The sequence below is a fragment of the Mesorhizobium sp. 01N446 genome (genome assembly GCF_056399285.1).
Map to the genome: position 1 here is coordinate 47,929 of NZ_JBFTRA010000015.1, position 14,436 is coordinate 62,364.

The 14,436-nt window shown below is 62.2% G+C and carries 13 protein-coding genes and 1 tRNA gene; 5 read left to right on the forward strand and 9 right to left on the reverse strand.

Features of this window, described 5'->3' with window-relative positions; genetic code table 11:
• Positions 1-64: 64 nt before the first annotated feature.
• The 3 genes from AC1DPX_RS33255 to AC1DPX_RS33265 all read right to left on the reverse strand — a co-directional run bounded on the left by AC1DPX_RS33255 (position 65) and on the right by AC1DPX_RS33265 (position 1,381).
• On the reverse strand, positions 65-322 hold the full coding sequence (locus tag AC1DPX_RS33255) for a PepSY domain-containing protein (protein WP_477242124.1): 258 nt from the start codon (positions 320-322) through the stop codon (positions 65-67).
• A gap of 161 nt (positions 323-483) precedes the next feature.
• Positions 484-558 (reverse strand) — tRNA-Val (locus AC1DPX_RS33260).
• Between the two features lie 139 nt (positions 559-697).
• Positions 698-1,381, reverse strand: coding sequence for a phosphoglycolate phosphatase (locus AC1DPX_RS33265; protein WP_477242126.1), 684 nt, complete (start codon positions 1,379-1,381; stop codon positions 698-700).
• 208 nt (positions 1,382-1,589) lie between these two features.
• Between AC1DPX_RS33265 and rpiA the strand changes: the two genes are divergently transcribed.
• The 3 genes from rpiA (at position 1,590) to gor (ending at position 4,440) form a co-directional block, all read left to right on the forward strand.
• Positions 1,590-2,321 carry a ribose-5-phosphate isomerase RpiA gene (rpiA, locus tag AC1DPX_RS33270; RefSeq protein WP_202354421.1) on the forward strand — a complete coding sequence of 244 codons (732 nt, stop codon included), beginning with the start codon at positions 1,590-1,592 and terminating at the stop codon, positions 2,319-2,321.
• Complete coding sequence (locus AC1DPX_RS33275; protein ID WP_477242128.1) at positions 2,308-2,928, forward strand: DUF2059 domain-containing protein; 621 nt, start codon at positions 2,308-2,310, stop codon at positions 2,926-2,928. Before rpiA ends, AC1DPX_RS33275 begins: the two co-directional genes overlap by 14 nt.
• Before the next feature lie 120 nt (positions 2,929-3,048).
• Complete coding sequence (gene gor / locus AC1DPX_RS33280) at positions 3,049-4,440, forward strand: glutathione-disulfide reductase (protein ID WP_477242130.1); 1,392 nt, start codon at positions 3,049-3,051, stop codon at positions 4,438-4,440.
• Positions 4,441-4,538: 98 nt separating this feature from the next.
• Here gor and mgtE read toward each other — a convergent pair whose 3' ends face one another.
• Positions 4,539-5,903 (reverse strand): magnesium transporter, encoded by a 1,365-nt coding sequence (gene mgtE, locus AC1DPX_RS33285; RefSeq protein ID WP_477242132.1) that lies wholly within the window; start codon positions 5,901-5,903, stop codon positions 4,539-4,541.
• 272 nt (positions 5,904-6,175) lie between these two features.
• The gene (locus AC1DPX_RS33290) at positions 6,176-8,068 is read right to left on the reverse strand and encodes an ABC transporter ATP-binding protein/permease (RefSeq protein WP_477242134.1); all 1,893 of its coding nucleotides are present in this window, start codon (positions 8,066-8,068) and stop codon (positions 6,176-6,178) included.
• A gap of 644 nt (positions 8,069-8,712) precedes the next feature.
• On the opposite strand from AC1DPX_RS33290, the gene AC1DPX_RS33295 reads away from it, so the two are divergent.
• Positions 8,713-9,165 carry a hypothetical protein gene (locus tag AC1DPX_RS33295; protein ID WP_202354426.1) on the forward strand — a complete coding sequence of 151 codons (453 nt, stop codon included), beginning with the start codon at positions 8,713-8,715 and terminating at the stop codon, positions 9,163-9,165.
• Between the two features lie 35 nt (positions 9,166-9,200).
• Here AC1DPX_RS33295 and AC1DPX_RS33300 read toward each other — a convergent pair whose 3' ends face one another.
• Positions 9,201-9,881 carry a DsbA family oxidoreductase gene (locus tag AC1DPX_RS33300; protein ID WP_477242136.1) on the reverse strand — a complete coding sequence of 227 codons (681 nt, stop codon included), beginning with the start codon at positions 9,879-9,881 and terminating at the stop codon, positions 9,201-9,203.
• 16 nt (positions 9,882-9,897) lie between these two features.
• Positions 9,898-11,718 carry an extracellular solute-binding protein gene (locus AC1DPX_RS33305; protein WP_477242138.1) on the reverse strand — a complete coding sequence of 607 codons (1,821 nt, stop codon included), beginning with the start codon at positions 11,716-11,718 and terminating at the stop codon, positions 9,898-9,900.
• 233 nt (positions 11,719-11,951) lie between these two features.
• Between AC1DPX_RS33305 and AC1DPX_RS33310 the strand changes: the two genes are divergently transcribed.
• Complete coding sequence (locus AC1DPX_RS33310; protein WP_135864814.1) at positions 11,952-12,581, forward strand: invasion associated locus B family protein; 630 nt, start codon at positions 11,952-11,954, stop codon at positions 12,579-12,581.
• Positions 12,582-12,708: 127 nt separating this feature from the next.
• Here AC1DPX_RS33310 and hspQ read toward each other — a convergent pair whose 3' ends face one another.
• A complete protein-coding gene (hspQ, locus tag AC1DPX_RS33315; RefSeq protein WP_019858091.1) occupies positions 12,709-13,032 on the reverse strand; it encodes a heat shock protein HspQ in 324 nt (107 codons plus the stop codon).
• Between the two features lie 148 nt (positions 13,033-13,180).
• The gene (locus AC1DPX_RS33320; RefSeq protein ID WP_477242140.1) at positions 13,181-14,395 is read right to left on the reverse strand and encodes a UbiH/UbiF family hydroxylase; all 1,215 of its coding nucleotides are present in this window, start codon (positions 14,393-14,395) and stop codon (positions 13,181-13,183) included.
• Positions 14,396-14,436 lie beyond the last annotated feature (41 nt).

A 14,436-nucleotide genomic window follows, 5' to 3' on the forward strand; every position in this document is an offset into this window, starting at 1 on the left:
GGGTCATCGAGACGCGCCGAGAAAACGGGCAAGCCCGTCGAATGGAGGGCGCGCGCCAGCGGCGCTATTTGGGCTCAGCCGTCACCGGATCATAGGTGATTTCGACCTTTGCCTTGTCCGACGTGTAGTAGGTGACGGTGTAGGCGTCCTTGTCCCAGTCGACCTCTTTCACATAGCGAAAGCCGTCGCGCTGCTCGACCTTGGCAAGGATCTCCGACAGCTTCTTGGCATTTTGTGGCGGCAGCGGCGCTTCATCCGCGGCAAAGGCCGGCYCGGCGGCGAGAAGAACGGCGACGCTGGTCGCCTGCAGAAATCTGGACATGGTTTTCCCTCAAGTTTCGACGCAAGGAAACGAGCTGGCGCGGTGGTTGGTTCCAGATGGGATGCCATGCGTGCCCGGCGAATGTTCGCACGAGCGGCTGTTTGCCGCGCCGTTACCAAGAGAGCGTCAACGGGCTAAGGCTGGAAAACCATTTGGGAAAATGGTGGGCGATGCAGGGATTGAACCTGCGACCCCACCCGTGTGAAGGGTGTGCTCTCCCGCTGAGCTAATCGCCCGCTCGTTGCCCGAAGGCCAAGCGAGCCGCGATATAAGGGAGGCCGGCCGGTTAAGTCAAGGCGCTGTCTGGCGTTCTTTAGGGGATCGGATTCGGCGCCATTTCGGGATCGTCCTGACGGTATTCTCGTTGCTGTCCGTTCAGTGTCCCGCGGCCTTGATCAGCCGCTCCGCCAGATCCACGGTCAGCGCGTCGAAATGCGAAATCACCGCCGAGGGCTCGAATTCGCGGACATGCCGGTCGGTGTAGCCGAAATCGACTGCTACAACAGGAATGCCGGCGGCCTTGGCGGTGTCGATGTCGGTTTGCGAATCGCCGACCATCAGCGCGCGGTGCGAGTCGCCGCCGGCGAGCTTGATGGTTTCGGTCAAGTGGCGCGAGTCGGGCTTGCGGAAGGCGAATGTGTCCTGTCCGGCAATGGCCGCGAAATGGCTGGTCAGGCCGAGCGCTTCGATCAGCGCCAGCGAGTTGGCCTCGTATTTGTTGGTGCATATGGCGAGGAGATAGCCGGCCTTCTCGAAGCGCGCGATGGCCTCGATGACACCGGGGTAGGGGCGGGATTTGCCGGGAATATTGTCGGTGTAGTGATCGAGAAACAGTTTTAGCAGCCGGTCGTGCTCAGCGACGTCGAGCGAGCGCTGCTGGGCGGCGTGCGCCCGCTCTATCATCACGCGGCCGCCATGGCCGACGAAGCGCCTGAAGCCGGCCTCGTCGACGGCCGTGAGTTCGCTGGCGGCCAGGCTGTGGTTGAGGCTGTCGAGCAGGTCCGGCGCTGTGTCAATCAGCGTTCCGTCGAGGTCGAACACGATGATCGGGCGACTCATGATCCATCCTGCGCAGATTTGTGCATCGGCAGGCGATAGCGGCTGCGGCGCGCCAAGGCAAGCAGAGCGGTGGACAGGCGCCCAAGGGCTTTGACCCGACCGGCAAAAATGCTAGGAGCCCGCAACACTAAGTTTCATGCATGTCGTTTCCCCAAAACCGAGGTCACTTTTGGGCGACATGCAGAAGGTTCCCGGGGCAGCAAGCGGCATGGATGCAAGACAATTGAAGGTCGAGGCCGCGCGGGCCGCCCTTGCCCATGTCAGCGACGGCATGCGGCTCGGCATCGGCACCGGCACCACGGCGGAAGAATTCGTGCGGCTGCTCGCCGACAAGGTCGCCACCGGCATGACTGTCATCGGTGTGCCGACGTCGGAGCGCACCGCAGCACTGTGCCGTGAACTTGGCGTGCCGCTGTCGACACTGGAGGAAACGCCCGAGCTCGATCTCACCGTCGACGGCGCCGACGAGGTCGATCCGGAACTCACGCTGATCAAGGGCGGCGGCGGCGCGCTGCTGCGCGAAAAGATCGTGGCCGCGGCCTCGCAGCGCATGATCGTCATCGCCGACCGGTCGAAGATGGTCGAGACGCTCGGCCGTTTTCCGCTGCCGATCGAAGTCAACCAGTTCGGCCTGCGTGCCACCGAGATCGCCATAGCCAAGGCGGCTGCGGAACTCGGCCTTTCCGGTCCGATTACATTGAGGATGACGGGAGGCCAGGCTTTTGTTACAGACGGCGGCCATTTTATCCTCGATGCATCTTTTGGCCGCATTCCGGATACAAGAGCGCTTTCGAATGCTCTCCACGCCATTCCGGGCGTGGTCGAGCATGGTCTTTTCATCGGGCTGGCTTCAGCGGCCATCATCGCCGGCGGCGACGGTATCCAAACCGTCCATGCCGCCCGAAAACCAGGGAGTTCTACCGACCATGATGTTGCATAACCGGGTTCGCGGCCTTTGCGTCGTTCTGGCGGCTTCGGCCGTTTTCGCCTTGTCGTCGCCGGCGTTTTCGCAGGATATCACGGAATCGCACCTGAAGGCGGCCCGGGCGGCGGTCGCGGCGATCCATGCGACCGACCCGTTCGACAACATCTTGCCGCAGGCGGCGGCCGCGCTCGAATCGCAGCTCATCCAGAAGAACCCGGACATGCAGGAGCTGATCGGCAAGACGATCAACGAGAAGGCTCTGGCGCTGGCCTCACGCCGAGCCGATCTCGAGAAGGAAGCCGCCCTTGCCTATGCGAAGGTGTTTTCCGAAAAGGAACTCAACGACATCGCGACGTTCTATGCTTCAGACGCGGGCAAGAAACTGCTCGACAGCGGTCCGGCCGTGACGCGTGATTTGATCAAGGCAGCGGACATCTGGCAAAACGGCCTTGGCCGCGACCTCGCCCAGCAGGTTGGCGAAACGCTGGCCGCGGCCGCCAAGGCAAAGGCGAAGGCAGCCCCCGCACCCGCTGATGGTGCAGCTCCCGCCGACAATGCGGCTCCGGCGGATGGCGCTGCCCCGGCCGATGGTGCGGCTCCCGCCGACGGCACGCAGAACTGATCCTGCGTTTTCAAATGCGGCCTTGCGGCCATCTGTGAAGCCCGGCTTGTCCGGGCTTTTCTTTTGGCCTTTGGCGGCCTACCTGTCACTCGCATTTTCCGACGTTCAAGGAGCCGCCCCATGGCTGGTTATGACTACGATCTTTTCGTCATCGGCGGCGGCTCGGGCGGGGTGAGGGCGGCGCGCGTCGCCGCGGCACTCGGCAAGCGCGTCGGCATCGCCGAGGAATACCGCTTTGGCGGCACCTGCGTTATCCGCGGCTGCGTGCCGAAAAAACTCTATGTTTACGCCTCGCAATTTCCGGAGCATTTCGCCGATGCCGCCGGCTATGGCTGGACGGTGCCGGAAGCCAGTTTCAATTGGCAGACGCTGGTCGCCAACAAGGACCGCGAGATCAGCCGGCTGGAGGCGATCTACAAGAAGAATGTCGAGGGCGCAGGTGGCGAGACCTTCCATTCGCGGGCGATGATCGTCGATCCGCATATCATCCGTCTTCTTGGCGAGGACCGCACCGTCACGGCCGACCAGATCCTGATCGCCACCGGCGGCCGTCCGGCGGCGCATCCGGCACTTCCCGGTCATGAACACTGCATCTTCTCCAATGAGGCTTTCGACCTCAAGGAACTGCCGAAGGCGATCATGATTGAGGGCGGCGGCTATATCGCGGTCGAGTTCGCCAACATTTTCCATGGGCTCGGCGTCGACACCACGCTGGTCTATCGCGGCAAGGAGATCCTCAGCCGCTTCGACATGGATCTGCGCCGCACATTGCACGAGACCATGGAAAAGAAGGGGATCAAGATACTCTGCCACGCGGTGAGCGAAGAGGTGCGCAAGCGGCCGGACGGCCGCCTCGACGCCGTTCTCACCAACGGCCAGACGCTGACGGTGGATCAGGTGATGCTCGCCATCGGGCGCATTCCAAACACCGAGAATATGGGCCTGGAAGGCATCGGCCTCGAGATGACCCAGGCCGGTGCGATCAAGGTCGACGCGTACTCCCGCAGCAACATCGACAACATCTGGGCGATCGGCGACGTCACCAACCGCGTGCAGTTGACGCCGGTGGCGATCCACGAAGCGATGTGCTTTGTCGAGACGGCCTTCAAGGGTAACCCGACCGCGCCCGACCACGAAACGATCGCGACCGCCGTCTTCTCGCAGCCGGAAATCGGCACGGTCGGCCTGTCCGAAGACGAAGCCGTCAAGCGTTTCGCCGATGTCGAAATCTACCGCGCCAGCTTCCGGCCGATGCGGCATACGCTGTCGGGCCGCGACGAGAAGATGCTGATCAAGCTGGTGGTCGATGGCGCGACCCGCAAAGTGCTTGGCGCCCATATATTGGGGCCGGATGCCGGCGAAATGGCGCAGCTGCTCGGCATTCCGCTGAAGGCTGGGCTGACCAAGGATGATTTCGACCGCACGATGGCCGTGCACCCGACCGCCGCGGAAGAGCTCGTCACCATGTACAAGCCGACCTACCGCGTGAAAGACGGCCAGCGCGTCCAGTGACGGGCGTGGTTGGCTCCATGAAGGTCGACGAACCATCCACAGCGTGAGAGGCGGAAGTCGCCGCCGGCCATGGCCAGCGGCGGAGACGGCAGGCGCGGCTACAGCAATGTGCCGCGCAGGATGACCAGCGCCACCGAGAAATAGATCACCAGCCCGGTGACATCGACCAGCGTGGCGACGAACGGCGCCGATGCGCTGGCGGGGTCGAAACCGACCCGTTTCAGGGCAAAGGGCAGCATCGATCCCGAGAGGGAACCAAAGGTGACGATGCCGACCAGTGCCGCGCCGACCGTCGCGGCAATCAGCGGCCAGTGCGGGCCGTAATCGTAGAAACCGAAGTACTGCCACAGCGTGATGCGGCAGACGCCAACGACGCCGAGGATCGATCCCAGCACCAGGCCGGTCGGCAGCTCGCGCAAGGCAACGCGCCACCAGTCGCCCAGGCCGATCTCGCGCAGCGCCATCGCGCGGATGACCAGCGAGGTCGCCTGCGAGCCGGAATTGCCGCCGGAGCTCATGATCAGCGGGATAAAGAGCGTGAGCACGATCGCCTTTTCCAGCTCGCTCTCGTAGCTCTGCATGGCGTTGGCGGTCAGCATTTCGCTAAGGAACAGCGCGCACAGCCAGCCGGCGCGCTTCTGGATCATGGCGAGGAAACTCATCTTCATGTAGGGCTCGTCGAGCGCTTCCATGCCGCCGAAGCGGTGCACATCCTCCGTCGTCTCCTCGATCATCGTGTCGATGATGTCGTCGATCGTGACGATGCCGAGGATCTTGCCGTGGTCGACGACCGGCACGGCGAGCAGATCGTATTTGGAGATCGTCTGCGCCAGGGTTTCACGATCGGTCAGCGGGGTGACCGTGACCGGAACACGGTCCGGCGCCACCGACAGGATCGGGTCTTCCGGCTCACCGGTAATGAGCCGGCGCAGGCCGGTCGATCGCACCAGGAGATGCGTTTGCGGGTCGACGATGTAGATCGCGTAGACGGTCTCGCGCGTCCGCTCGACCTTTCTGATATAGTCGAGCGTACGCCCGACGGTCCAGTCAGAGGGAACGCTGACGAACTCCGTCGTCATGATCGATGCGGCGCTGCCTTCGGGATAGCCCAGGATGGACAACAGGGTCGCGCGCAGCGGCGGCGCCAGTGCGCCGAGCAGTTCGGAGCGTGCCGGCTCATCGAGCTCGCGCAGTATGTCGGCCGCACGGTCGACCGACATGGCGGTGAGCAGCTTGCTTGCCTTGGCGCGGGGCAGGGCCTCCGCGAGTTCGGGCGCACCGTCGAGTTCCGGCTGGTCGAAGATCTCGACCAGTCGCTCGAAGGGGACCGCGCAAAGCAGATCCGTCGCGGTTTCGCGCGATTCGTGATTGAGCGCCTCGACCACGTCCGCGACATGGTCGTTGGCAAGGATGCGGGCGATGGCGACAGCCTCGTCGTCCGCTACGGGGGAAAAATCGTTCATGGTTCACTCCTTGCCGTCCGGCAGGACATGAACCGTTGGAGGTCACGTCTAGGCGGACGGCGGTTGCGTTCGACTAATACTGTCGCCAGGCATGGCGCGGTGACCTTTCCGCTTGCGGGTTCGCGTTTGACTATCAGCAAGCCGGCGCAACATAGGAGGGCGCCTTGCCGAGTCAATCGCGGTGAGTGAGGAAAACGGCGCCCGACGGCTCCGATCGCGATACTGTGATCGCCGACTGCCGTGCTGACCGGCAAGTCGCGGTGAAATCAACGTTATTTCTGCTTCAGCCGGCGCGAGAAACGCAGCCATTTGTCCTCGACGGGCCGTGGCTGGCTCAGAATCGTGGTGAGTTCGACCGGCAGTGTCGGGACCAGCGGCTTCTTGGTCGCGACGCCTTCGGCGATCAACACGATCGAGTGGTAGAACTCGGTGCCGGCAGCCGATCGTGGCGCCACCGCTTCGTGCATGACGCTGATCACCGTGACATCGGGGCAGTTGTCCTTGATCGCCTGGTGGAAAGCGATCTTGCCTTCCGGGTCGAGGGCGCCGGTCGCCTCGTCGAGGAACAGCAGCCCCGGCTGCTGCAGGATGATGCGGGCCACCACCAGCTTCTGCTTCTGACCGCCCGACAGGACCTGATCCCAGCTTTTGCCCTCACGGTTTTCATTGGCCATATGCTCGATGAAGTCGCCAAGGCCGGCCTTGTGCAGCGCGGCCGCGACCTGTGCATCGTTATGGTCTTGCTCCGAGCCCGGCAGGCAGACCAGCTGTTTCAGCGATACCTGCTGCAGTTTGACCTCCTGGGCGGCATAAAAACTCTTCACGCCGTCGGGGAAGACGATGGTGCCGCGGCCGTAAGGCCAGAGGCCGTTGATCGCCTTGATCAGAGAAGTCTTGCCGCAACCGGATTCGCCCTTGAGGAACGTCCACTCGCCGCGCCGGAAGCGCAGATTGGCGGCGCTGAGGAACGGCGTCGCGTCCTCGCCCTGGTGCGCCAGTTCGAGCTTCTGGATGGTCAGGCCGAAGACCGGGTTCTGGCTGGCATAGTGGAAGTCGGACTGACCGGTCTGGCTGTAGAACGCCTGCGGATGCTGGACGTTCTCGATCGCGTTCGCCAGTTCCGTGACACGCTGGCTGTTGGCGCGCAACGTGGCGATGGCGGGCATGACATGGATGAACCACGAGCACTGGCTGATCAGCTGGGCGACCATTTCGGAGCCGGTTATGTAGCCCTTGTAGTCCAGGCGATTGTGGATGAACGACACCAGACCGGGACCATAGGCGACGATCCGGGCGCCGAGGAAGTTGTAGATCAGCTCGAACGACGTGTAGCTGTTGTTGACGACATTGAGCTTGCCCCAGGTCTTGTCGATATCGACGTAGAGCTTGTCGTGCATCGACTTTTGCACATCCTCGCCATGCGAGGCGGCGACATGGAAGCTGCGGCGCAGGAACGTCGTCAGTTCGCTGCGGTAGCTGCCCTCGGCCTGCTGCATGCGGATATTGAGCCGCTCGAGCAAGCGGCCAAGCTTGACCGCGATCCAGGTGTTCAGCGGCACGTAAGTGGCGACGGCGAGGAAGGCCAGCGCCGCGCTGCCATAACTGCCAAGGAACTCCAGCCCTTTGACCTCGACCGAGGATCCGATCAGATTTTCGCCGATGAAATAGAGCGACGTCGCGACACCCAGAACGCCCATGGCGAGACCGATCGCCCCGCCCGTCATGTCCTTGATCGATTCCTGGATGCGCTGGTCGATGTTGTCGGGAGCCACGATACCGCCAGCCACCGAACCATGCTGGGCATGGAAATGGGTATGATTGCCGTCGAGCAGGGCCTGGTTGAACTGGCTGTTCAGCCAGCCGCGCCATTTGCGGTGGAGGGTTGCCGAGACAAGACCACGCACGCCGGTGAACCCGGCATCCTTAAGCACGACCAGCAGCACCAATATGCCGGCATTGGTCAGAATCGCCCGCAACGGGCTGGTGTTGGCGGCATCGTGGAAAAAGGCAATCGAATTGCCCAACTCGCCCAGCGCCACGGCAAACCATACGCCGGCCTTGCTGGAAAGTGCCGTCAGCAGGGCGATGACGACGGTGAGTGTCCAGGCTTCCGTCCACCGATCCGAGAACCAGTAGGCCCTCATCAGGCCCCAGAAGCTGCGCATCGAGGATACCGGCGTTAATTGCGACGGCCCCGCGGCTCCGCGGTGTAGTCTATCCGGTACTGACTCCTGCGATCGTTTGCCGATCCGAATCACGATCCCGCCCAAACCTTTTTTGTTTTGTTACGGATAGTAACACCAATTGATCATTTTCCATTAATTTTTGTAGGGGGTCGGAGAGATTGAAGTACCGGACGTGTCGGGAAGGCAACAGAACAGGCCGTCAAAATGCAGCGCGGAAGCCAGCCGAAGTGTCATTTAACGTAATAATTTGAGATAGTTACCCGGTAGCGAAGCAGCAGGCCAAAACCTTCCCTTGGGGAAGGTTTCCGCACGATTTTGTGACTCGTTTTGGCTTGCCCGGCAGGCCGATTTTCTCATTGCGGCTAACCAAATTCCCGAAAACGGGCCGTCCTTTGATGCCTGATTCCTGCCGCTGTCGGCCTTGCCGGAGGCCGAGAAATGACCCTAAACGGTCTCTGCGGTGAGGCGTATTCGCCGATCATCACTTAACCGCCTTGAACCCGACATGCCTGACCATGGCGCCGGGATCGATCGGCTGGAGCGGCGTTGACAAATCCCGGGTTCGGGATTGAACCTTTCGAGGCGTTGTCGACACCCATGGTTGTCCAACGGGAGGCTTCCCCATGCTCACGCGCGCAACCGCATTCGCAGCTTTCAACCTCATCGCCTGGTTATCCCTCTTTGCCTGGGGATCCTTCGCGAATGCAGCCGAACAGAGCATTCCGGCCGGCGCCGAGGGCCAGATCGAGTTCAACGCACCGTCGGGCAACATTGGCTGCATCTACACGCCGAAAGGCGGCACGAGTACCTACGAGCCCAGGGATGGCGGCCCGGAACTGAGCTGCTCGCGCGTCGAGCCGAGTTACATCACCATCATCCTTGGCCCCAAGGGGCCGGCGACGCTGATCAAGAACCCCGGCGAACAGCCTTGCTGCAGCGATGTCACAAGGCTCGCCTACGGCAACAGCTGGAGCGCCGGGCCGTTTTCCTGCCAATCGTCAACGAAGGGTCTGGCCTGCGCGGCAATGAACGGCCATGGATTTTTCATCAGCAAGGCCAAGGTGACGGTGAAGTAGGCCTGTTCTTACCCGCAGGCGATGGATCACCGGCCTCAGCCGACCTTGTCCAATTCGCCCCGAGCCTTCGCCGCCGCCACCTGGCGGATGGCATCCGCCAGCGTGTCGACGTCCTGAGCCCCCATCACGGCATATTTGCCTTCAAGCAGGAAGCACGGCACGCCCGATATGCCCATGCGCGACGCCGTGGCGATCTCGGTGCGCACCGCTTCGACATCGGCGTCGGTCGGCAAGAGCGTGGCGACCACGGACGCATCCATGCCGGCCTCGCGGGCGGCTTCGACCAACACGGCATGGTCGCCGATGTTGACCCCTTCCTCGAAATTCAACTGGAACAGGCGGCGGACCAGCCTGTTCTGCACGGCTTCCCCGGCAGCACCCGCCCAACGGATCAGGCGGTGGGCATCGAGCGTGTTCGGCGCCACCTTGATGGCATCGAAGGCAAAGGAAATGCCCTCTGCCTCGCCAAGCGGCTCGATACGGGCATGGATTTCGCGAATGCGCTCGTCGCTGCCGAACTTGGCCCGCATATACTCCCGGCGATCCTTGCCTTGCGACGGAATGGTCGGATCGAGCTGGAACGGCCGCCAGCGTATATGCACATCGACGTCCCCGGCCGCGGCAACCGCCTTGTCCAGCCGCTTCTGGCCAATAAAGCACCAGGGGCAGACGACATCCGACACCACGTCGACGGTTATCGCGTTCGCTTCGCTCATCTCGATCTCCGGATTTTCAGTTCGGTTTGCGCCACCATGTCGGCAGCTGATAGCCGAATATGGGCGTCTTCTTCGGATGTTCCAGATAATTCCAGTAAGCAAGCCACTGCTGCGTGTTGTACTGCATGGGCACCATGTAGTTGCCCGAGATCAGCAGCCGGTCGAGAACGCGAACGGCGGCGACGTAGTCCTCCTTCGAGCGGGCGCGCAGCATCGCTTCGATCGCCGCATCGACCGCCGGATCGGCAACGCCGGCGAGATTGAAAGAGCCTTCAGCCCTAGCCGCCTCGGAGCCCCAGCGCCCGAGCTGTTCGAAGCCTGGCGACAGTGAATTGTTGAAGCCGCTGGATCCGATCAGGGCCTCGAAATCGAAGCGCTGCTTGCGTGACTGGATCTGGTCGCCGTCGAGGCTGCGGATGCTGACGTTGATGCCGATCTTCTCCAGCGTGCGCTGATAGATGCCGGCCAGCCGCTCCTCGTCTTGCGAAGCGGTCAGGATCTCGAATGCGAAAGGTTTGCCGTCGGGATCGAGCATCGTACCGTCCTGCACGTGGTAACCGATGCTTTTCAGGAGATCGAAGGCTGCCTTCAACACCTTGCGATCCTGGCCCGAACCGTCGGTCACGGGCGGTTTCCAGGTGCCGTCCATGACGTCAGGCGGCACACGGCCGGGGTAGGGGGCGAGCAACGCCTTCTCCCTGTCGTCGGCAGGATGGCCGAGCGCGGAAAGCTCGGAGTTCTGCCAATAGCTCATCGTTCGGGTGTATTTGCCGCCGAACAGGTTCTTGTTCGCCCATTCGAAGTCGTAAAGCATGCCGAGCGCGCGCCGAACTACCGGATTGGAGAACTTCGGCAGCCTCGTGTTGAACAGGAAACCGCTCACCACGGGTGGAATGCCGGTGTCGAAGGTCTCGGAAACCACCTCGCCCCTGTGGAAGGCCGGGAAGTCCAGGTCGCGCTCCCGTTTGACCGGATCGCCGTCGTCGTCGATGGCGCAGAGGCCTTTCTTGAAAGCCTCGAGCTTGGCGTTGGCGTTGAGGAAATATTCGATGGTGATCTGGTCGTAATTGTCGAAGCCGCGCTTGGCCGGGACATCCTTGCCCCAATAATCGGGGTTGCGTTTGAACACGATGCGCTGGCCCGGCGCCACCTGGGCAATGGTGTAAGGTCCGCTGCCAATCAGCGGCTTCAGCGTTGTCTTGTCGAAAGTCTCCTTGTCGAAGGCATGTTTCGGCAGGATAGGCGTCAACGCGATGATCAGAGGCGTTTCACGATTGGCCTTGTCATTGAAGGTGAAGCGCACGCTGTGATCACCGGTCTTTTCAAGCTTGGCGATCAGGCTCATGCGTGCGTTGTAGGGCGGGCGGCCCTTGTCGGTGAAGACATCGTAGGTGAACAGCACATCCTCCGGCGTCACCGGCTCGCCATCCGACCACTTTGCCTTGGGGTTGAGGTGGAATTCGATCGACTTGCGCTCGGCATCCATGTCCGCGCTGTCGGCGAGCAGGCCATAGAGACTGAAGGCTTCGTCGTAATTGCGCTGCATCAGCGGCTCGAAAACGAGGTTGCCGTAGGTCAGATCCATCATGCCGCGCGCCGTCGTGCGCAGGCTTTTCAGGATGAAGGGGTTGAGGTTGTCGAAGCTGCCGACGACACAATAGGTGATGTTGCCACCCTTCGGCGCGTCGGGATTGACGTAGTCGAAATGGGCGTAGTCGGGCGGCAGCGCCGGCTCGCCCTGCATGGCGATGGCATGCTTCGGTTCCGACATGGCTGGTCGCAGCGAAAGGGTGAAAAGCGATATCGCGGTGATCAGCCAAACAAGAACGCGGCCCATGACCGTCTCCTTAACAGGTCGGCTTGATGATTCGGTGCGCACCCTAGCATGAGGCAGCTCGTTGCCGGCCAATCGTGTCATCAAGAATTACAAGTGAACGGGCTGGATTCGGCACCGCTTGCAGTGTAACACGCCGTCCGAAGTCATTCTGTTGCCTCATTTCGGCAACAGGTAGCTGGACCACACGGCGTAGAGAAGCCGGTTCCGGGATCATTTGAGAGGAAGTGCACGAGATGACGAGCCTGAACAGCAATGCGTACCGCCTTTCGGTCATGGCCGCGGGCGTGGTCGGCTTTCTGGGCGCGGGACTTCCCTCTGCTTCCGCACAGCAGCAGCAACAGATTCCACAGGGTTGGTTCAAGGCCTGCACCAAGCAGGAAGACGTCGATATCTGCAACGTCCAGAACATCGTCACTGCCGGCAACGGCCAGCTTGTCACCGGTGTCAGCCTGATCGAACTCAAAGGCAAGGTGAACCGCAAGGTGTTTCAGGTGACGGTCCCGACCGGCCGCCTGGTGCCTCCCGGCATCGGCCTGCAGATCGACACCGGCAAGGCGCAGAAGCTCGACTATGTCATCTGCTTCCCGGATCGTTGCGTGGCCGAAGTGCCGCTGACCGACCAACTGGTCGCCTCGTTCAAGAAGGGTCAGGGGATCACGCTGACCTCGATCAATTTCCAGAACCAGGCCAACCCGATCAAGATCGCGCTCCAGGGCTTCAGCGGCGCCTATGACGGCCCGCCGCTGCAGCAGTCGGACATCGAGGACCGGCAGAAGAAGCTGCAGGATTTCGTCGCCAAGAACAACCAGGACTTCGCCAAGAAGCTCAAGGACGAGCAGGACAAGGCCAAGACCGCCAACTGATCACCGGCTCGGCATTCTCGAGTCAAAGAAAAAGCGGGGTCATGCCCCGCTTTTTTCGTGTCTGAAAATGGCCTGGATTTTCCGGCTGGCCTGGATTTGCCGGGCGGCCGGCCGGAATGCCGCGAGGTCAGTGCCTTGACTGGCGTTTCGGCTCGTAGCGCCCATCCGGCCTCTTGTCGAACATCTCCTTGATCTGCGGGTGGCGGACCGGTTCGCCCGACCGATCCTCGAGCAGATTCTGCTCCGACACATACGCGATGTATTCGGTTTCCGAATTCTCGGCGAGCAGATGGTAGAACGGCTGATCCTTGCGCGGCCGCACATCGGCGGGAATGGCTTCATACCATTCGTCGGTGTTGGCAAACTGCGGGTCGACGTCGAAAATGATGCCTCGAAACGGAAACAGCCGGTGGCGAACCACCTGTCCGATCGCAAATTTGGCTGTTTTCATCGTACTCACCACTGAATTCCTTGATTTTATTTGGCGCAGACTCCGAGTCAATTCAATCCCGAAGCGTCTGAGCGCCTTGAAGCTACGCAGAATGCCGCGCAAAGGTTTTGATTGACGTCGCGATGCCGCGATAAAATCCGCAAAATCGCTACTGCTGCCGCATGGGTTTTCGCAGGCCGCCCGCGAGTGCCGCAAAACCACTGCCGGGACGAAGCCCTTCGCGCATGAAGAAGGCGCGCAGCGGCGCAAAGCCGCCAAGCACGCCGAGACCGGCGCCGCGTGCCATCTGCGCCGGCAGCATATCGGAGAGCAGCGACATGTTGAGGAGGTTCACCGCGCTGCTGCGCGCCAGAATATCGGGCCGGCGCTTGAAATCGTAGGCGGCAAGGGCCTTGGCCGCGCCTGGATCTTCGCTGTTTTCTTTTGCAATTCCAACCAGATCGTCGATATCCCTGATGCCAAGGTTGAGGCCTTGCGCGCCGATCGGCGGGAACACATGCGCGGCTTCGCCGACCAGCGCCACCCGGTCTCGCGCGAAACGCAGGGGCGTTACGGTCGAAAGCGGATAGATCTGGCGGCCCGGCTCCACCGTCACCCGACCCAGCATCGACTGCATCTGCTGCTCGACCCGCAGCGAGAGCGTTGCGTCATCCAGTGCCGCAAGTTCCTTGGCAGTCTCGGGCTTCACCACCCAGACGAGGCTTGAGCGATTGCCGGGCAACGGAACCTGCGTGAACGGACCGGTTTCCGTGTGGAACTCGGTCGAGGTGAAGGCATGTTCACGGCTATGGCCGAAATTGAGCACAAGCGCGGCCTGGGGATAGGCGTGTGAACCGGTCGAAATGCCCGCAGCCTCGCGCGCGGGCGACTGGCGTCCATCGGCGGCGACCGCCAGTGACGCGCCGACCTCGCTGCCGTCGGCGAGGACGGCATGAGCCCGATCGGCATCGAGATGCCAGGTCCTCACCATCGACCTGCGCCATTCGATCCCGGAATGGGCGGCCACCTTGGCGGCAAGCGCGGGTCCAAGGACGCTGTTGGGCAGGTTCAGCCCGAACTGGTCCTCGTCGATCTCGCTGGCGCGGAAGGTGACGACGGGGCTGCGGATCAGCCGGCTCGTCGCGTCGACGATGCGCATGACTTTCAAGGGAGCGGCCTTGGGCCTGATGACTTCGAGAACCTCGAGCCGCTCAAGCACTTTCAGGGCAGGGTTCATCAGCGCCGTGGTGCGGCCATCTGGGGCCGATGCCTCAGGTCCGACCAGCGTCACCGGGAAGCCGGCATCGGCGAAAGCCAGCGCCGCGATCAGCCCTGCCGGCCCGGTGCCGGCAATCAGTATCGGCGCTGTTTCCTGATGCTCCAAGGTCGGGTTCCGGCTTGCGATGCGGGGCGGGCCACCAGGCC

Excerpts from the sequence above, each read along its gene's own strand:
- AC1DPX_RS33305 (WP_477242138.1), bottom strand. The coding sequence starts at position 11,718 with ATGGGCCGCGTTCTTGTTTGGCTGATCACCGCGATATCGCTTTTCACC.
- AC1DPX_RS33295 (WP_202354426.1), top strand. The coding sequence starts at position 8,713 with ATGCTCACGCGCGCAACCGCATTCGCAGCTTTCAACCTCATCGCCTGG.
- AC1DPX_RS33290 (WP_477242134.1), bottom strand. The coding sequence starts at position 8,068 with ATGCGCAGCTTCTGGGGCCTGATGAGGGCCTACTGGTTCTCGGATCGG.
- hspQ (WP_019858091.1), bottom strand. The coding sequence starts at position 13,032 with ATGAAAACAGCCAAATTTGCGATCGGACAGGTGGTTCGCCACCGGCTG.
- gor (WP_477242130.1), top strand. The coding sequence starts at position 3,049 with ATGGCTGGTTATGACTACGATCTTTTCGTCATCGGCGGCGGCTCGGGC.
- AC1DPX_RS33310 (WP_135864814.1), top strand. The coding sequence starts at position 11,952 with ATGACGAGCCTGAACAGCAATGCGTACCGCCTTTCGGTCATGGCCGCG.
- rpiA (WP_202354421.1), top strand. The coding sequence starts at position 1,590 with ATGGATGCAAGACAATTGAAGGTCGAGGCCGCGCGGGCCGCCCTTGCC.
- mgtE (WP_477242132.1), bottom strand. The coding sequence starts at position 5,903 with ATGAACGATTTTTCCCCCGTAGCGGACGACGAGGCTGTCGCCATCGCC.
- AC1DPX_RS33300 (WP_477242136.1), bottom strand. The coding sequence starts at position 9,881 with ATGAGCGAAGCGAACGCGATAACCGTCGACGTGGTGTCGGATGTCGTC.
- AC1DPX_RS33275 (WP_477242128.1), top strand. The coding sequence starts at position 2,308 with ATGATGTTGCATAACCGGGTTCGCGGCCTTTGCGTCGTTCTGGCGGCT.
- AC1DPX_RS33265 (WP_477242126.1), bottom strand. The coding sequence starts at position 1,381 with ATGAGTCGCCCGATCATCGTGTTCGACCTCGACGGAACGCTGATTGAC.